The organism is Streptomyces sp. NPDC001933, assembly GCF_042890955.1.
Lineage (GTDB): Bacteria > Actinomycetota > Actinomycetes > Streptomycetales > Streptomycetaceae > Streptomyces.
The window spans coordinates 41867-59751 of record NZ_JBIASS010000015.1; the positions used below are offsets into that span (position 1 = coordinate 41867).

14 protein-coding genes are annotated in these 17885 nt (G+C 68.3%); 3 read left to right on the forward strand and 11 right to left on the reverse strand.

All coding sequences use genetic code 11. From position 1 onward, the window contains the following. Positions 1–35 precede the first annotated feature (35 nt). From kdpB to ACFYY7_RS30760, 4 genes are all read right to left on the reverse strand, one after another. Positions 36–2165: a potassium-transporting ATPase subunit KdpB gene (kdpB, locus tag ACFYY7_RS30745; RefSeq protein ID WP_388666747.1), complete on the reverse strand. Its 2130-nt coding sequence runs from the start codon at positions 2163–2165 to the stop codon at positions 36–38. Then, a complete protein-coding gene (kdpA, locus tag ACFYY7_RS30750) occupies positions 2165–3829 on the reverse strand; it encodes a potassium-transporting ATPase subunit KdpA (RefSeq protein ID WP_388666750.1) in 1665 nt (554 codons plus the stop codon). Before kdpA ends, kdpB begins: the two co-directional genes overlap by 1 nt. 12 nt (positions 3830–3841) lie before the next feature. Beyond that, positions 3842–3931 carry a K(+)-transporting ATPase subunit F gene (gene kdpF / locus ACFYY7_RS30755; RefSeq protein ID WP_124722469.1) on the reverse strand — a complete coding sequence of 30 codons (90 nt, stop codon included), beginning with the start codon at positions 3929–3931 and terminating at the stop codon, positions 3842–3844. Positions 3932–4182: 251 nt separating this feature from the next. Next, the gene (locus ACFYY7_RS30760) at positions 4183–6702 is read right to left on the reverse strand and encodes a DUF4118 domain-containing protein (protein WP_388666753.1); all 2520 of its coding nucleotides are present in this window, start codon (positions 6700–6702) and stop codon (positions 4183–4185) included. A 385-nt stretch (positions 6703–7087) separates the two neighbouring features. Between ACFYY7_RS30760 and ACFYY7_RS30765 the strand changes: the two genes are divergently transcribed. Next, positions 7088–9037, forward strand: a complete 1950-nt coding sequence (locus ACFYY7_RS30765) for an amino acid transporter (protein WP_388666756.1) — start codon at positions 7088–7090, stop codon at positions 9035–9037. A gap of 61 nt (positions 9038–9098) precedes the next feature. Here the strand turns inward: ACFYY7_RS30765 and ACFYY7_RS30770 are convergent, their stop codons facing one another. From ACFYY7_RS30770 to ACFYY7_RS30780, 3 genes are all read right to left on the reverse strand, one after another. Beyond that, positions 9099–10001: a JmjC domain-containing protein gene (locus ACFYY7_RS30770; RefSeq protein WP_388666758.1), complete on the reverse strand. Its 903-nt coding sequence runs from the start codon at positions 9999–10001 to the stop codon at positions 9099–9101. A gap of 34 nt (positions 10002–10035) precedes the next feature. After that, entirely contained in the window at positions 10036–10905 is an 870-nt protein-coding gene (locus ACFYY7_RS30775; RefSeq protein WP_388666761.1) for a JmjC domain-containing protein, read from the reverse strand. 92 nt (positions 10906–10997) lie between these two features. Next, entirely contained in the window at positions 10998–11189 is a 192-nt protein-coding gene (locus tag ACFYY7_RS30780) for a hypothetical protein (RefSeq protein WP_388666763.1), read from the reverse strand. Between the two features lie 145 nt (positions 11190–11334). Between ACFYY7_RS30780 and ACFYY7_RS30785 the strand changes: the two genes are divergently transcribed. Further along, the gene (locus ACFYY7_RS30785) at positions 11335–11556 is read left to right on the forward strand and encodes a DAPG hydrolase family protein (protein WP_388666766.1); all 222 of its coding nucleotides are present in this window, start codon (positions 11335–11337) and stop codon (positions 11554–11556) included. Between the two features lie 523 nt (positions 11557–12079). Continuing rightward, complete coding sequence (locus tag ACFYY7_RS30790) at positions 12080–14617, forward strand: hypothetical protein (RefSeq protein WP_388666769.1); 2538 nt, start codon at positions 12080–12082, stop codon at positions 14615–14617. A 132-nt stretch (positions 14618–14749) separates the two neighbouring features. On the opposite strand, the gene ACFYY7_RS30795 is transcribed toward ACFYY7_RS30790, so the two are convergent. The 4 genes from ACFYY7_RS30795 to ACFYY7_RS30810 form a co-directional block, all read right to left on the reverse strand. Beyond that, a complete protein-coding gene (locus ACFYY7_RS30795) occupies positions 14750–15118 on the reverse strand; it encodes a VOC family protein (RefSeq protein WP_388666772.1) in 369 nt (122 codons plus the stop codon). 232 nt (positions 15119–15350) lie between these two features. Next, a complete protein-coding gene (locus ACFYY7_RS30800) occupies positions 15351–15764 on the reverse strand; it encodes a hypothetical protein (RefSeq protein WP_388666775.1) in 414 nt (137 codons plus the stop codon). A 46-nt stretch (positions 15765–15810) separates the two neighbouring features. Continuing rightward, positions 15811–16191 carry a protease inhibitor I42 family protein gene (locus ACFYY7_RS30805; RefSeq protein ID WP_388666778.1) on the reverse strand — a complete coding sequence of 127 codons (381 nt, stop codon included), beginning with the start codon at positions 16189–16191 and terminating at the stop codon, positions 15811–15813. A 109-nt stretch (positions 16192–16300) separates the two neighbouring features. Further along, positions 16301–17884: a peptidoglycan-binding protein gene (locus ACFYY7_RS30810; RefSeq protein WP_388666780.1), complete on the reverse strand. Its 1584-nt coding sequence runs from the start codon at positions 17882–17884 to the stop codon at positions 16301–16303. Position 17885: the final 1 nt, after the last annotated feature.

The following is a 17885-nucleotide window of genomic DNA, read 5'->3' on the forward strand; positions in this document are numbered from 1 at the left end:
CCTGGGATCGCCTTCTTCTCTCGTCGGTCCGTCTGTCAGCGCAGGCCGGGGATGAACTGGATGAGGAGGTCGATCAGCTTGATGCCCACGAAGGGCAGGACCAGCCCGCCGAGCCCGTACATCCAGATGTTGCGGCTGAGCAGTGTCGCCGCGGAGGACGGCCGGTAGCGCACGCCGCGCAGCGCCAGCGGGATCAGGGCGATGATGATCAGCGCGTTGAAGACGATCGCGGAGGCGATCGCCGAGGTCGGGCTGTGCAGTCGCATGATGTTGAGTTTGTCCAGGCCGGGATAGACCACGGCGAACATCGCGGGGATGATCGCGAAGTACTTCGCAACGTCGTTGGCGATCGAGAACGTCGTCAGCGCACCACGGGTGATGAGCAGCTGCTTGCCGATCTCGACGATCTCGATCAGCTTCGTGGGGTTGGAGTCCAGGTCCACCATGTTCCCGGCCTCCTTGGCGGCCGAGGTGCCGGTGTTCATGGCCACGCCGACATCCGCCTGGGCGAGCGCCGGGGCGTCGTTCGTGCCGTCGCCGGTCATCGCGACGAGCTTGCCGCCCGCCTGCTCCCGCTTGATGAGGGCCATCTTGTCCTCGGGCGTGGCCTCGGCGAGGAAGTCGTCCACGCCGGCCTCCTGAGCGATGGCGCGTGCGGTCAGAGGGTTGTCACCGGTGATCATGACCGTACGGATACCCATCCGGCGCAGCTCGTCGAACCGCTCCCGCATGCCCTCCTTCACGACGTCCTTGAGGTGGATGACACCGAGGATTCGGGCGCCGGGTGCGTCGCCGTGCCGGGTCACCTGGCCGACGACCAGCGGGGTGCCTCCGCTCGCGGAGATGCCGTCGACGATGCCTCCGACCTCTGCCGTGGGGTGGCCGCCGTTGTCACGGACCCAGCGCATCACCGCCGTCGCCGCTCCCTTACGCAGAGAAAGGTTCTCCTGAGAGTCGTTGAGGTCGACACCGCTCATCCGGCTCTGAGCGGTGAAGGGTACGAACCGTGCCTGGGCCAGTTCTCCTTCGCCACGTCCTCGCAGGGCGTACTGCTGCTTGGCGAGGACGACGATCGAGCGGCCCTCCGGCGTCTCGTCGGCGATCGACGACAGCTGGGAGGCGTCCGCGAGTTCCTCGGTGCTCACCCCGTTCACCGGCAGGAATTCGGCGGCCTGGCGGTTGCCGAGGGTGATGGTGCCGGTCTTGTCGAGCAGGAGGGTGTTGACGTCGCCCGCGGCCTCCACCGCGCGCCCGGACATCGCCAGCACGTTGCGCTGCACGAGCCGGTCCATGCCCGCGATGCCGATCGCCGAGAGCAGCGCACCGATCGTCGTGGGGATGAGGGCCACCACGAGGGCGACAAGGACGACGATGGTCTGTTCGGCCCCGGCGAAGACGGCGAAGGGTTGCAGCGTCGCCACCGCGATCAGGAAGATGATCGTGAGGGATGCCAGCAGGATGTTGAGCGCGATCTCGTTCGGTGTCTTCTGCCGTGCGGCCCCCTCCACGAGTGCGATCATCCGGTCGATGAAGGTCTCCCCCGGCTTGGAGGTGATCTTCACGACGATCCGGTCCGAGAGCACCTTGGTACCGCCCGTGACGGCCGACCGGTCACCACCGGACTCGCGGATCACCGGCGCCGACTCACCCGTGATGGCCGATTCGTCGACGCTGGCGATGCCCTCGACCACGTCTCCGTCGCCGGGGATGGTCTGCCCGGCCTCGACGACGACATGATCGCCCAGACGGAGAGCGACGCCCGGAACTTCCTGCTCCGAGGCGTCGGCCGCGCCCGGCTGCCAGCCGGTGAGACGACGGGCCATGGTCGTCGTCCTGGCCCGGCGGAGCGTCTCCGCCTGGGCCTTGCCCCGCCCCTCGGCCACTGCTTCGGCAAGGTTGGCGAAGACGGATGTCAGCCAGAGCCACCCCGTGATCACCCAGGCGAAAACACTTGGTGCTCCGATGGCGGACAGCGTGGTCAGCGCCGCCCCGACCTCCACCACGAACATGACGGGGTTGTGGACCATCACTCGCGGATCCAGCTTGCGCAGGGCGCCGGGGAAGGATGTCAGGAGCTGCCTGGGATCGAGCAGTCCGCCCGAGACCCGGTGCTGCTGACGCCCGGTGCCCGGCGGGGTGGGAGCGGGAGTGGCGGTCGTGGTCATCAGTGCAGGCCCTCCGCAAGGGGTCCGAGCGCGAGCGCGGGAAAGTAGGTCAGCCCGACAACGATGAGAATCACTGCGGTCAACATCCCGACGAACTGCGGCCGGTGGGTGGGCAGGGTGCCCGCCGTGACCGGAACGGGTTGTTGTTCTGCGAGAGAGCCGGCGAGCGCCAGGACGAACACCATCGGCAGGAACCGGCCGACGAGCATGACCACACCGAGTGCGGTGTTGTACCAGACGGTGTTCGCGCTCAGCCCTGCGAACGCCGAGCCGTTGTTGTTCGCAGCCGACGCGAAGGCGTACAGGACCTCGGAGAAGCCGTGCGGACCGGAATTGAGCATGGCCGCCCTCTCCCCCGGGAGCGCCATCGCCAGCCCCGCGCCCACCAGTGCGACCACGGGCGTGGTCAGGATGTAGAGCGAGGCGAACTTCATCTCCCGGCCCCGGAGCTTCTTGCCCAGGTACTCGGGGGTCCGGCCGACCATCAGTCCGGCGACGAAGACCGCGACGATCGCCAGGATCAGGATTCCGTAGAGCCCGGATCCGGCGCCACCGGGCGCGATCTCCCCCAGCATCATGTTGAAGATCGTCATTCCGCCGCCACCCGGCGTGTACGAGTCGTGGGAGGAGTTGACCGCTCCGCACGACGTGAGGGTGGTGGACACGGCGAACAGGGCCGAGGCCCAGATCCCGAACCGCGTTTCCTTGCCCTCCGTCATTCCGCCGGCCGCGTGACCGGCGGTGCTGCTGACGCTGTGCAGCTCGTTGGCGGTGACGATGGCGACCGATGCGCCCCAGATCAATGCCATCACGGCGACGACGGCGTATCCCTGGCGGTTGTCGCCGACCATCGTCCCGAATGTCCGCGGGAGCGAGGACGCGATGACCAGCATGAGGTAGATCTCGATCAGGTTGGTGAAGGCGTTGGGGTTCTCGAAGGGGTGCGCGGAGTTCGCGTTGTAGAAACCACCGCCGTTGGTGCCCAGTTCCTTGATGGACTCCTGGGAGGCGACGGGGCCTCCGGTCAGGCTCTGGTGCCCGCCCGCGATGGTGGTGATGTCATGGATTCCGTGGAAATTCTGAACGGCACCGGCGGCCACCAGAACGATCGCGAAGACGAAAGCCAGTGGCAGCAGAACGCGAAGCACGATCCGTGTCAGGTCCACCCAGAAGTTTCCGACGCGATCGGTCTTCTTCCGGTTGAAGCCCCGGATCAGTGTGGCGACGACGGCGATGCCCACGGCCGCGGAGACGAAGTTCTGCACAGCGAGGCCCGCCATCTGGACCAGATGCCCCATCGCCGACTCACCTGAATACGACTGCCAGTTGGTGTTGGTGACGAAGGATGCCGCGGTGTTGAACGACTGGTCCGTGGAAACCGGCTTCATTCCCAGGGACAGCAGGAGATGGTTCTGCAGGCGCAGAAACGCGTACAGGAACAGCACCGATACAGCTGAGAAGGCCAGGATGCTCCGCAGGTAGACCGACCACTTCTGGTCGGCGTCGCAGTTCACTCCACCTGCCCGGTAGATCAAGCGTTCGGCCCGCCAATGGCGATCAGTGGTCAGGACGCGGGCGATGTAGCCGCCCAGCGGGCGGAATGAAAGACCTAGCGCGACCACCAGGGCAAGCACCTGGAGCCAGCCCGCGAGGGTGTCGTCCATCCGGGATTTCTCCTAGAACTTCTCGGGGAAGATCAGGCAGATGACCAGGTAGATCACCAGGCACGCGGCAACGGCCAGGCCGACGATGTTTTCCACGCTCACAGGCGCCCGACCCCCTTGGCAGCCAGGACGAGAAAGGCAAACACCACTACCGTGAGGCCGATGTACGCGATGTCCGACATACGGCGAAGCACCCCGCAGAGTCATGAGGGACGGGACTTCCAGGCCCTTCTGGCCGGCATATGGAGTTGATCCGGAAAACGAGATCGACCCTCTTCTGACGCTATATCAGTTGGTGTCGGAATTGCTTTGCAGCCCTGTGCGCCGATGGGATGACCGTGAAGTGCGTGGATTCACTCGTTGTGGCCGGATGTCGCAAAGCCGCCGGGCGCGGAACTCGGAAGAGTGAGCATCACCGAGAATTCGCGGCTCTCCGCGGCCGTCTCCATGGTCCCGTCCATGGCCTCGGCCAAGTCGCGCGACAGCCGTACAGCCAGGCTGTCGGCCCTGGCACCCGGAGCCCGAAAAGCCTTGGGGCTCAGTTCCGGGCCCCGGTCGGGCGTGCCGTCCTCCACTCGAATCCTCACGCGGCCGGCCTGGACCTCGGCGGTGACGACGGGGGGCCGGTCCGACGGGCTGTGACGCAACGCATCGGCACCCAGGGCGGTCAGGGCACGGGTGAGGAGAGCGGCGTCGGCGATCACGTCGGGCAGCTGTTCCGGCAGGCGCAGAATGATCGAGTGGCCGCCGGGCCCCAGGTCGTCCAAGGCGGCGCCCAGCATCTCGTTGAGGTCGACCGGGCGGAGGTAGAGATCGAGTGCCCCGGCGTGCAGACGACTCACATCGTCGAGATCAGTGACCAACTGCGCCGCACGGTGCACCGCCGCGCAGGCAGAGTCCAACAACTGTGCCTCTTCCGGGACAGTCGCGCCGGATCCTCGACGCCTCAGGCGTACGAGCGCTTCTTCGGCCGTGTGCAGCGGAGCACGCAGATCGCGCCCCGCCGCGAGAAGCAGGGATGCCCGGGTACGTTCGGCGTCGGCGAAGATGTTCGTGCCGTCGGAACACCCGGCGATCCGCCCTCGGGCATGTGCCAGCCCCAGTTCGGCGGCGCATGCAGCGAGGACGCTTCGGTCCTGTGTACTCAGTCCTGAGCCACGCACGGCCAGCATGAGGTTGTCGTCGACGGGGCTTTCCGCATCCGCCTCGTAGGGCTTCTCCGGTGGCCGCTCCCCGGCGCTGGCGATCACGTACCAATGGGGCGCGGGAGATGCTTCCGGATCCCTTTCGAGCAGGCTGATCGCACTGAGACCGAAATTTTCCCGGATCTGCTCCACCAATGCCGTCAGATCCTGGCCACGCATCATGGCGGCGGCCAGGCGGCTCAGCGCCCTCGCCTCGGATGTCGCGCGTACGGCCTGGTGCGTGCGCTGGGCAGCCGTGCCCGCAGCCGTGCCGACGAGAGCGGCCGTGGCGATGAACACGACGAGTGCGGTGATCGCGTCGGGGCGCGCGATGGCCAGTGAATGCACCGGGGCCATGAAGTAGTAGTCGGCGAGCAGTGCGGCGGCAACGGCGGCGAGCAGCGCGGGATAGAGCCCTCCGACCAGGGCGACCACGATGACGGCGAGCAGATAGACGACCAGGACGCCCGAGAGGTCGAGGTGGGCGCGCATCGCGGTCAGCACGAGTGTCAGTGCGGGAAGCAGCACCACAGCACCGATCAGCGCGGCCCAGTACCGTCTTCGGCCCGTGCCACGGCTCGGATGCGGAAGCCTCAGCACAGCGGCCCCTGCCGCCTCCCTGTGGGTGACGATGTGCACGTCGATGGGACCGGACCCCTTGATCGTCCGCTCTCCCACACCTGCTCTCAGGAGGGAGGCGAGGCGACCGTGCCGGCTCGCGCCCAGCACGATCTGGGTGACGTTCTCCGCCTCGGCGAACTGGAGCAGGGCATCGACGACATCCTCGCCCGTGATCTGGTGGTAGCTGCCGCCGAGCGACTCCAGAAGGGTGCGCTGGGCGTCCAGTACTGCCGGTTCGACGCCGGCGAGTCCGTCCTCCAGGACCACGTGGAGGGCCAGCAGCTCCGTGCCGGGGGTACGAGCACTGATCCTCGCGGCACGGCGGATGAGCGTCTCGCCCTCCGGTCCGCCGCTCAGGGACACCAGGATGCGCTCCCGCGTCTCCCAGGGGGCGACGATGCCGTGTTCCGCGCGGTAGCGCTGCAGCCCTTCCTCCACCCGGTCGGCCAGCCACAGCAAGGCGATCTCGCGCAGGGCGGTGAGGTTGCCGACCCGGAAGTAGTGCGTGAGGGCGGACTCGATGCGATCCGGCGCATAGATGTCGCCATGGACCATGCGGCGGCGGAGCACCTCCGGTGACAGGTCGACCAGTTCGATCTGGTCGGCCCGGCGGGCCACCTCGTCGGGCAGGGTCTCCCGCTGCGTGACCCCCGTGATCTGCCGTACCACGTCGTTGAGGGACTCCAGGTGCTGGACATTGAGCGTGGTGACAACATCGATGCCGGCGTCCAGGAGCTCCTCCACGTCCTGCCACCGCTTGGCGTTGCGGGCCCCCGGAACGTTGGAGTGGGCCAGCTCGTCGACCAGTGCGACCTGGGGGCGGCGGGCCACCACGGCGTCGAGATCCATCTCGGTGAAGAGCGCACCGCGGTGGCTCAGCGTACGGCGGGCCACCGTCTCCAGGCCGTCCGCCATCGCCGCGGTCGGCCGACGGCCATGCGGCTCGACGAAGCCGACGACCACATCCGCACCCCGCGCACGCAGTCGCTGGCCCTCGGCAAGCATGGCGTACGTCTTCCCGACCCCGGGGGCGGCCCCGAGGTAGATCCGCAACCGTCCACGTGCCACCGGCGGACTCCTGCCCAGGTCACCCCCATGTCACGTTCGCGCCCTTCCATGGTGCGCCCGTCACGGGCGTTCCACTCGACGACCCCGGCAATGCCGGCGGAGATGTCCGGCTGTTGTCCGCGCCGGGGCCGCAGCGCCTGTACGGATCGTCGTCAGCGGCCCCGGTACGCATACCCCCGCCGCCCATGAGCCCCTGTCCAGGGCGTTCGCGCCGACCTCACCGGGGCGTTCGCACACTTCGAGACCGAGCGCAGCGTGCCGGGCGGGGACACGTCTGCGCCCGGTACGGGAAGCCCTCGGTTGCGGATCCTTCCGTGCGTACGCTGAGGCAGCCGTCTCGTCGATGGCCTGCACCGTCGCTTCGCCGCACGTCAGGAGCACAACGATGGCCACTCCCGCCCATGAGCCTCCGGGTCGCCTGCGCGCATGGATGCTGGAGGGCCTGTCCGACATCGCCGGACACCAGCAGGGGCCGCATGCCAAGCCCGAGCCCGCGGGCAGGGGGCAGCGGTGGTGGCGGGTGATGTGCCTGACCGGCGTCGACTACTTCTCCACGCTGGGCTATCAGCCGGGCATCGCCGCCCTCGCAGCCGGACTGCTGTCCCCCGTGGCTACCATCGTGCTCGTGATCGTCACGCTGGCGGGGGCACTGCCGGTCTACCGACGGGTGGCCGAGGAGAGCCCGCACGGCGAGGGCTCGATCGCGATGCTGGAGCGGCTGCTCTCGTTCTGGAAGGGCAAGCTCTTCGTCCTGACACTGCTCGGCTTCGCTGCCACCGACTTCCTGATCACCATCACACTGTCGGCTGCGGACGCCTCCACCCACCTGGTGGAGAACCCGCACCTGAACGATGCGCTGCACAACAAGCAGATGCTGATCACACTGCTGCTGATCGCGCTGCTCGGAGCGGTGTTCCTCAAGGGCTTCCTGGAGGCCATCGGCGTCGCCGTCGTCCTGGTCGGGATCTACCTGACCCTGAACGTCGTCGTCGTGGTGTCGGGTCTGTGGCACGTCGCCACAGCCACCCACGTGGTCACCGACTGGACGAGCGCCCTGACCACCGAGCACGGCAACGTCCTGGCCATGGTGGGCATCGCCTTGCTGGTCTTCCCGAAGCTGGCCCTCGGCCTGTCCGGCTTCGAGACCGGAGTCGCGGTCATGCCTCATGTCGCGGGCGACCCCGGCGACACCGAGGAGAAACCCACCGGCCGTATCCGCGACACGAAGAAGCTGCTGACCACCGCTGCGACGATCATGAGCGTGTTCCTGATCGCCACCAGTTTCATCACCACCGTGCTCATCCCGGCCAAGGAGTTCGAGTCGGGCGGTCGGGCGAACGGCCGCGCACTGGCGTATCTGGCGCACGAGTACCTCGGAAACACCTTCGGCACCGTCTACGACGTCTCCACCATCGCCATCCTGTGGTTCGCCGGCGCCTCCGCCATGGCCGGCCTGCTCAACCTGATGCCCCGCTACCTGCCCCGGTACGGTATGGCGCCGCACTGGGCACGCGCCGTGCGCCCGATGGTGATCGTGTTCATCCTCGTGGCGTTCCTGGTCACCTGGATCTTCGATGCCGACGTCGACGCCCAGGGCGGCGCCTACGCCACCGGCGTCCTCGTCCTGATCAGCTCCGCCGCCATCGCCGTCACGATCGCCGCGCGCAAGGCCGGCCAGCACAACTGGACCATCGCCTTCGCCGTCATCTCGGCGGTCTTCCTCTACACCACCGTGGCGAATGTGATCGAGCGCCCCGACGGGGTGAAGATCGGTGCCTGCTTCATCGCCGGGATCATCCTCGTCTCGCTCCTTTCACGGCTCGCGCGCGCCTTCGAGCTGCGGGTCACCAGCGTGACCCTGGACGGCGTGGCGGAGCGCTTCGTACGGGACGCCGCCAGCCGCAGGATCCGGTTCATCGCCAATGAGCCCGACAGCCGCGACATCGCCGAGTACCGCGACAAGATCGAACAGATCCGTCACGACAACGACGTCCCCGTCCAGGAGGACTTCGTCTTCGTCGAGGTCACCGTCCTCGACCCCTCGGAGTTCGAATCGGGCCTGAACGTACGCGGCGAAGTCCTGCACAGCCGCTACCGCGTTCTGACCCTGGAGAGCTCCTCCGTCCCCAACGCCCTGGCCGCCCTGCTCCTGCACGTCCGCGACCTCACCGGCCACAACCCGCACATCTACTTCGAGTGGACCGAAGGCAACCCCTTCACCAACTTCCTGCGGTTCTTCCTCTTCGGCCAGGGCGAGGTCGCCCCCGTCACCCGCGAGGTCCTCCGCGAGGCCGAACCCGACCGGGCCCGCCGCCCCCGCGTCCACGTCGGATGAACCCGCCTCGCACCCGGGGCCGGGCCGACGCCTCCGCACTCACCTCGCCCTCCCGGCCGGATCAGCCCAGCAGCGCGCTCAAGGAACCCTCGGCGGTGTGCTGTTCGCGGCGCATCGCGCCCCGGGCCAGACGTACCAGCTCCTGTGGCGTGAGGCCGGTGAGCGTGCGGCGAAAATGCGCGATGAGGTCGTTCGTGGCCCCGGTCAGCGCTGCGTCGTCGTTGGGCCGGGCGGGCAGTCCGTCGCCGTCCAGCAGGAGTGCCTCAAGAACGGCGTACAGGTGGGCGGAGCCGGCCTCGCGGACCGTGAACGAGAGGTGAGCGGAAGAGCTTCCCCCGGTGGCTTCGGCCGCATGCGCGAACCCCCGCGGCACGTAAAGGACTTCGCCCCGACGCAGAACCACGTCGAGCAGCGGATCCCCCGGGTCGCCGTCCACGCGCTCGGGCTGCCAGTTCCCGTCGGGCGGTCCCGGATACACACGCCACCGCTTCGAGCCGTGCATCTGAACGGCCAGCACGTCGGCGTCGTCGCGGTGCACAGGACGGCCCTGCGTCCCCGGCGGGGTGAGGAAGAAGAACGCCTCCACCTGACGTTGAAAACACTCCGCGAGCCCATCGGCCATTTCCCGCACGCCTGCGTGCCACTGGTCGACGTACCGCAGAAGGAGCGTGGCTCCCTCCTTGCCGATCAGTCGGCGCACCGCCCCGGCATCCACGTAGCGGTTGTCGATCCCGCCCAGGACGACACGGGGGGAACAGTAACGCTCCTCCGGTACCGGACCGCCCTCGTGCACGAGCGTCGCGTACGGGGTGGTGAGGAGACCTGCGTCCAGGATCCTGTCCAGCTCGGCGACCGTCAGCGTCTCCGTCAGGGGGGTGCAGGGATGCAGTACGGCGGGTGTGCGGCGCCACAGGGTGCGATGGAACACCTGCTCGTCGCCCACATATCGTGCAAGCGGGCCCATCGTTGCCTCTCCATGTTCCATGCCGTCGGCCTGATCAGACGGTCTGACGGTTGCTGTACGCACGCGGTCGTGCCCGGCCGATGACATCATCCGGGGTGACCGCGTCGAGCCGTGCGCCGAGATGGCCCAGGAGTTCGGCCGCGGTGCGCAGCAGGGCGTCATCGTCCAGCGGACGGCCCGGCAGTGTCAGGCCGTCGACGATCCCCGTCAGCAGAGCGGTGCGCAGATGCTCCGCGCCGGCTTCTCTCACCACCACTGTCAGATGAGCCGACGAGGCGTCGCCCACGGCCGTGGCGGTGTGCGCGAAACCTCGCGGCACATACAACACTTCACCGGCCTCAAGGACCGTGTCCAGCAGCGGCGTCCCCGGATTCTCCTCGCGGACCGGCGCCCAGTCGCCGTCGGCCGGACCTGCGTACACCTGCCAGTGCTTGGCACCGCTGAGCTGGATCGCCAGCAGGTCCCCGTCGTCCCGATGCACCGGACCCCGGCGGCCGGGACGACTCAGGAAGAAGAAGGCCTCGGCGAGCCGGCCGAGCCGCTGGGCAACGCCCCTCGTGAGTTCACGCACCGGGGGATGCCATTGGTCGACGTATCGGAACTGCAGGGTCGCCCGTTCCTCATCGATCAGTCGTCGGACCGCCGCCGCGTCGACGTACCCCTGGACAGGGTTCCCGGTGATGACGCGCATCGGACAGAAACGCTCGTCGGCGATGCTCCCCTGCGCGGCGTACAGGCCGAGATACGGAACGCGCAACAGCCCCGCGTCGAGAAGCGCGTCCACGTCCGAGAGTGTCAGCACCTCCAACGGCGGGTCCTGCGGCCGCAGAAGCACCGGTTCCTTCCGCCAATACGTACCCAGGAGCTGCTCCACGTCCGGTACGCACCGTTCCAGCCAGTCCATTGTTCCGTCCCTCTCCGAGCGGACCCGCCGGTGTGAGCACCGGCGGGTCCCGGACGCGCTTGCGCGCACCCGCGTGCGCTTCGGTCAGCCGATCAGATGACGTCGGGGTAGCAGTCCCCGCACCCGGCCTCGATCTTCTGGTCCGAGGACGGGGACTCGGCGGCATGCCCGACGGACGGCACGAAGAACGCCCCTCCGGCAACGGCGAGCGCCGCCACGCTCAACGCGGCACGCTTGGAGATCTCCGCACGCTTCGACGGCTCGACGGCCTGGGAATACGACATGACCACTCCCTTCCCCGGCAGCGGTTTCCGCCGCATCCGGGTGTCCACTCGACCCCGGTTCCGAGGCCGGGACTGATCTTGCGTCGGCCCGCGTGCGGAGGAGAAGCAGCGCTGACGCGTTCCATACGCCACTTACGGATCTCTGATGCGCCCTCCCCTCCCCGGCCGGTGCGAGTACATCGGCCCCATGCGCTCGGAGCTCACCATCCAGTTCCGCCGCCCCTCCGAACTGGGCTCCGACACCAGCCGCTTCGCCCAGTCCGATATCGGCGCCCACGCGTGTGTGATCGAGCGTGACGCCAGACGGTTAAGGAATCGGCCCCTGCGCCCGTACAACCCATTCGGACACCGACAACGGGATTGCTGAGGACGAGTCGGGCGCCTGCCGACACACAGCCCGTGCACCTCGTGCTGCAGGAAGTGCGGCCCGGCAGCGGCGCCGGCCGGGGACCGGCGGGCGCCGGTGACTATCACCTCTCTGGAAGGACCGAACCACGTCAGGTGCCGCACCGCACGAGAACTGACGGGCCGGCCCCGGCACAGGTCATGCCGCCGCATGAGTCCGGTTGTTGCTGACTCTTCGCAACAAAGGCATGGGCTGTCCCCGGACGGTCACCGCAGGGAAAGGGGACGTGCCTGGGGTCTAGACGGCACGATTCATCGGATGTATGACTGGGTTCCTCGGCGAGACTCCAGCGAGTCTTCCGCCGGGTTCCCTGACGTCCATGGATGAGGACGCGATGAATAACCCGATGTTTGTTTCGACCCTTCTACGCAATGCGGCAATTGGCCTCGTCACCGCTGCGGTCTCCGTGACGGCGGCGTTAGCCGCAGTTGCGCCCGCTCAGGCAGCAACCATCCGCGTCGTCGCGGCGCCCGATGGAAAGGGTTTGGACTGCACCGCCACTGCTCCCTGCGATCTCGACGGCGCCCAGGCGAAGGCGCGGCGCCTCGCGAGTAAGGGAGCAGCAGTTACGGTGGAGTTGCTGGACGGCCGCTACGAGCTGTCCGAGACGCTGCGCTACACCGCTGAGGACTCCGGCACGGCCGAGCACCCGGTGGTGTGGCGGGCTGCAGACCCCGGCAAGGTCGTCATCTCCGGCGGCACTCGGGTGACCGGGTGGACCGAGCACGACGACGAGCGCGGAATCTGGGTCGCCGACGTCCCGGCCGGGAGCCAGTCGCGCCAGCTCTACGTGAACGGCGCCTGGGCCCCGGTCGCGCAGGCCGGGGCCGGCGAACTCGGCTTCCCGTCCTCGTGGACGGGCACGTCCACCGGGTACGAGGTCACCCACGACGCCTCGCGCAAGTGGCTCGACGCGCTCTCGCCCGAGGACGCAGGCAAGGTCGAGTTCGTCTATACCGGCAAGACCGGACCGTGGACCCAATCACGGTGCCTGGTCGACTCGGTCGCTCCCAAAGAGGGCAGCACCACGGTCACCATGCTCGACACCTGCTGGGACGGGATGACCAAGCGACCCCCGCGTGCCCCGGTCGAAAGCGGCGGCCTGCCCAACATGAGTACCTCGACCGTGCCGACACGCGTCGAGAACCACTACTCACTGCTGTCGACCGGTGAGTGGTTCCTCGACTCCGACGCAGGAAAGCTCTACTACGCCCCCAAGACCGGGGTCGACATGAAGACCCTCGACGTCACGCTTCCCCGCCTCGAGCGGCTGATGACGGTCGGCGGCACCCTCGCCGAGCCCGTACACGACCTGGTCTTCGAGGGGTTGCAGTTCTCCTACGCGACCTGGCTCGGTCCCTCGCGGACCGGTTTCGCCGAGGTGCAGTCCAACCTGCACATCACCGGCGCACCCAACCAGGGCAAGTGCGCGGTGACCACACCGGCGGGCAGCTGCCCATACGGCGCGCTGAGCCAGCCGCTGGGCAATGTGGACGTGACCGCGAGTCGCGACATCCGGTTCGTCGGCAACACCTTCCGCGCGCTCGGCGGCGCCGGGCTTGGCGTGCGCTACGGCGCCACCGGCACCGTGATCGAGGGCAATCACATCACCGACACCTCATCGACCGGCATCTACCTGGGCTGCACCTACGATCCCCAGCCGTGGGACGCCGGCACGCATTCAGGCATCAAACAGCACTGCACCCCGGACGCGGCAGCGGTGGCCGGGGACACGATCGACACCAACGAGGTCGTCAAGGGCACACGAGTCTCCAACAACGTGATCCACGCGGTCGGACGGGACTACAAGGCTGCTCCGGGCGTCACGATCCTGTTCGGGCAGGACCTGCGGATGGATCACAACGAGGTCTTCGACACCCCGTACACGGGCATCACCGCGGGCATCGTCCAGGGACACGCCACCGACGCGGACAATCCGGGCAACAACCCGAATGTCAACGCACGGAACGTGATCAGCGACAACCTGATCTACAACTACATGCAGGAACTGCGCGACGGCGGGGCGATATACGTCGAGGGCCACCAGGCACAGTACATCGAGAAGGCCGATGGCACCCTCGACATCGCCGCCACGCGAGCCAACGGGTTCCGTGCGTCGGGGAACGTGGCCTTCAACGACCATCCGGACACGAACTTCACCTACTACGACGATGCCGGCTCGCAGTTCATCACCTGGGACGGCAACGTGGCGTTCAAGACCGCCGGGGCCTCGCAAGGAGGCTGCTCGCCGGCCGGCTACCTGTGGACGGAGAACAACTACCTGTCGGGCCGCGTCGGCCGATACCCCTGCCCACCGGACCCGCTGGCCGTCGTCACGGGGAACAACACCAAGATCCCCGGTTCGCCCACGCTCGCCGACGTCCCCGAGGCCAAGTTCGCCGAGGCCGGGCTGGAGCGGACCCACCGGGCTCTCTCCCGGACCGGCCCGCTGGAGCTCCGCTACGAATCCCCGCGCTCGGCCGACGGCACGCGGCTGCTGGCCGTGAGCGGCCTGACCGACCGCACCCGGATCTACGCCGGTCGTACCCTGCTGGAGCAGCGCCGTATCAACAGCACCTTCGTCGAGGTGGCCGTCCCGGACGCCGTCGCCTCGCATCCGATCTCCGTCGGACGGCCGGCCGATCCGCACCGGTGGACCCGGGTGAACGAGACCGACCCGAGCACGACCAGTTCCGGTTGGTCGCTCTCCTCCGGTCGTGGACTCGGGGACTTCCACGACGATCTCCTCCACGCCAAGGAGAACGGATCCACCGTCTCCTTCCGGTTCACCGGTTCCCGGGTTCGCATCTACGGGGAGACCAACGCCGACCAGGGCGAGCTGGCCATCACCGTCGACGGCGGCAAGGCGGTGACCGTCGACACCCGTTCGCCCTCGCGTCGGAGCAACACCGTCGTCTACGAGACCCCTCGGCTGGGCGACGGGGAGCACGCCGTGACCATCACCAAGGTGAGCGGCACCTACGGCACGTTCGACGGCTACGAGTATCTGGACCGTTGGTGAGCCCGACGGCCTCGACCGGCACCGTCGCCGTGCCCGACCGTCGTGGCGGCCAGCCCGCCACGACGGTCGGCGCGGCCCATGCCCGGCCGAGTCACCTGATGCGCCGCCGCCCTGCCTGAAGGCCGAGCGAGGTCACCGGGCCGGGATCGGCTGAGTGATGTTCACCGGGTTGCCGTCGGGGTCCTGAATGTGGGCGACGCGCTGTCCCCACGGCATGTCGTTGGGGCCGCTGCGGACCGTGCCGCCCGACGCCGCCACCCGGCCGAGCGTCTCCTCGACGTCGTCGACACCGATGCTGAGCAGGATCCGCGGCGCCGCACCGGTCCCCGGGTTCGTCTTGGCCACCAATCCGAGGTCGGTGTCGCCAATGCGCAAGCCGAGGTAGAAGGTCGGGCCTTCCGCCGGTTCCCGGAAGATCTCCTGACCGCCGAACAGTTTCGTATAGAAGTCGAGCAGAACGTCCTGGTCGGCGGTCAGGATCACTGGCTGGATGGTGGACATGGCACTCCTGTCGTGAACGGTCGTGTCGCTGGGCAGACCGTTCGAGGACGGTGAACTCATCGGCAAAACCATCCCGCCGTACGATCTGCGACACGGACTTGGACCGGGACACCGGCGAGGCTCTTCGCCGCTACGGACACGCCCGGCCCGGCGAACTGGTCCACATCGATGTCAAGAAGCTCGGCCGCCCAGCCAGAGCCTGATGGTGTTCAGCTTCATGACGCAGCTCGGATCACGTGCTCCGGTCCCGCGCCCGGGTCAGCTGCTTCAGTTCGACAATGGTCGCGACGGCGCGCAGCCAGGTGGCCGCGGTGTCGTCGGCGGCGATCCCGCCCATGAGTTCGGTACCCGCTTGCAGCCACTCCCGTACCACGTCGGCCGCCTCTGGGCGGGGCAGGGGCTCGGGCAGCTCCGCGGCGAGGGCGAGCCCTCCGGCGCGCACAATGTCGGCGAGGAAAGCGACCGAGCGCGGCTCGGTGCCGAGGCGGTCGAGGATGACGGCTGCGGCCGCGGCGCCGTCGCCGAACAGGGCGGTGCGCCGGTTGCCGGGCTCGGCGGTGAGGCCGTAGCGCAGCAGGACGGTGATGTCGAGCCGGGCCAGCTCGTCGTCCGTGAGGTCCGGCGGGTACGGGGCGTTGTCGTTCATGGCGGGGCCTCTGGTGTCTCGTCTCGTCCGACTGGTCCGCTGGGGCTCAGTCGACGGTGACGGTGTAGGTGATGCGCTCGGGAGCCTGGGAAGGGGACGCCGCCCCCGTGGTCGGGGTGGCGGAGGGTCCGGCCGTCTCGGGGGGCAGTGTGGAGTTGTTGCCCTGGCACGTGGTGAAGGTGCAGTGCAGCAGCGTGAACCGGGTGGTCCCCTTGCCCTTGGCCTCGAAGGTGAAGGTGAGCCGGCCGCCGGCGCCGGGCACCGGCTCGTCGCCGGAGTCCGACGCGTAGTCCTGGCCCCGGCTGACGAGCACCGAGCCGTCGGGCTCGGGGTCGACCAGGTACCAGTACTCGCGGGTGGACGCGTTCTGGTCGACGGTGAGCGTGAAGCGCTCGCCCGGCTCGGCGGTGATGCTGGTGTCGTTCACCGGGCGGCTCGCGCTGCTCGTGGAGCCGCCGGCGGGTTCGTCGGAGCCCGAGCCGCAGCCTGTGGTGAGAGCGAGGAGCGCGGCCGCCGCGATCGCGGCACCGCCCCTGCTACCGCGGAAGATAGACGCTGTACGCGTTGGGGAGATCACTGTTGGAAGCCTTGCCCATGTGGCCGTTGATGAAGTCGTCCTCGCTGACCCAGGTGGTCGAGCCCCAGGGGTTGTACACCTGAAGCATGTCCCCCTCCTGGGCGATGATGGTCATCGCGTGGGCGCCCTCCTCGCCCGAGACGTCGACCGGCACCGGCCGCCCCTGCGCCACCGACTTCTCGACTTCGGTGAGGACCGCCCTGCGGTCGGCGGCGCTGTTCAGGTCCTGGCGCTCGTAGTCACTGCCGGTGGCACTGCCGACGGCGGTGTCGTTGATCCGTTCCTGCCCCTCGGACCCCATTCCGCCCCAGTTCTCGCCGCCTTCGCCTTCGGTGTGCAGCCGGTGCTGTTCGGCCACCAGCCGCTGCCTGAAGGCCTCGGGGTCGTCCTGCTGCCCGTCGGGGCCGCCTGTGAGGTCGAGCGCGTACAGGGGGTCGACCATGGCGCGGGACGTGACGGTGGACGAGGCCACGCAGGTGCCCTCGGAGCCGTCGCCGCCCTGAATCCACCGCTGGCCGTCGAACGTGACGAAGTCCGTGTTGTTGTTCGCACCGTCCGACGCCAGGCCTTCGTCGTTCATGCTGTCCGTGGCGGTGACCACCGGCGTGAGATGCCGGCGCATCCAGTCGGGGTCCTTGCCGTGGATCTTGTCCTGGAATGCGCCGATCTCGGCGACGCTGTGGCCTGCTGCCAGGGCCTTCATCAGGTAGGCCCGCTCCTGTGGAGTCTCCGACTTCGCCAGCATCCGCTCCATGGCCGACTCGTCGTCGAGACTCAGCTGGTCCATACGCGTCGACGCGCGCTCCAGGTCGCCGGCGGTGAGGATCTCGTTCAGCTCGGTGTCGGCGCCCGCGACGCCGGTGTCGGCGAGCATCAGCTTGTCGACGGCGGTGAGTTCGCTGGTCTCCATCTTCCCGGCCCGTGCCTCGGCGGCCCACTTGTTCAGGTCCCGGGCCGCGATGCGGGTGGCCTCCTGCGCCTCGGAGACGGCGTCGTGCATCAGATCGACCGCGTAGGAGCCGAAGTGGGCGGCGTTCTTGCGGTCCCACTCCTCCTCGTCGTTCTCGTGCAGGTTGTCGAAGAAACCGTCCTTGCCGCCGAGCATCTTCTTCTGTTCCAGCAGCTGTCCACGGCCCCGCTCGTCGTTGCGCTGCGCGGCGCCGATCGCGTCGGCCAGCGTCAGCAGCACCGACGCGCATCCCTGGAACGCCTCGCTCATCTGGGTCACGGCCCGTCCGGCGGCGTTCACCACGTCGGAGGCGAGGACGCCCGTGTCGCCGACCCACACCTCCGGAAGACCCTTGCGGCCCACCCGGTCGACCTGGTCGAAGACGCCTTCGACATGGCCGATCTGGCCGCGGTAGAGGCTGGCCAGGCCCTCCAGAACGCCTTGGTCCCCACCCGGCGCGGGCACCGAGAGGGCGTCGTCGATCAGGTCGAGGAGCTCGTTCTTGCTCCCGGCACCGAGCATCTTCTTGGACAGCCCGGCCAGCCACGCGAGGCGGAAGGAAGGGGATTCGAAAGGAGAGGAAAAGAACGACATC

Coding starts and splice junctions, on each gene's coding strand:
- ACFYY7_RS30795 (WP_388666772.1), bottom strand. CDS start 15,118: ATGTCCACCATCCAGCCAGTGATCCTGACCGCCGACCAGGACGTTCTG.
- ACFYY7_RS30770 (WP_388666758.1), bottom strand. CDS start 10,001: ATGGGCCCGCTTGCACGATATGTGGGCGACGAGCAGGTGTTCCATCGC.
- ACFYY7_RS30800 (WP_388666775.1), bottom strand. CDS start 15,764: ATGAACGACAACGCCCCGTACCCGCCGGACCTCACGGACGACGAGCTG.
- ACFYY7_RS30775 (WP_388666761.1), bottom strand. CDS start 10,905: ATGGACTGGCTGGAACGGTGCGTACCGGACGTGGAGCAGCTCCTGGGT.
- ACFYY7_RS30810 (WP_388666780.1), bottom strand. CDS start 17,884: ATGTCGTTCTTTTCCTCTCCTTTCGAATCCCCTTCCTTCCGCCTCGCG.
- ACFYY7_RS30765 (WP_388666756.1), top strand. CDS start 7,088: ATGGCCACTCCCGCCCATGAGCCTCCGGGTCGCCTGCGCGCATGGATG.
- kdpA (WP_388666750.1), bottom strand. CDS start 3,829: ATGGACGACACCCTCGCGGGCTGGCTCCAGGTGCTTGCCCTGGTGGTC.
- ACFYY7_RS30785 (WP_388666766.1), top strand. CDS start 11,335: ATGCGCCCTCCCCTCCCCGGCCGGTGCGAGTACATCGGCCCCATGCGC.
- kdpB (WP_388666747.1), bottom strand. CDS start 2,165: ATGACCACGACCGCCACTCCCGCTCCCACCCCGCCGGGCACCGGGCGT.
- ACFYY7_RS30780 (WP_388666763.1), bottom strand. CDS start 11,189: ATGTCGTATTCCCAGGCCGTCGAGCCGTCGAAGCGTGCGGAGATCTCC.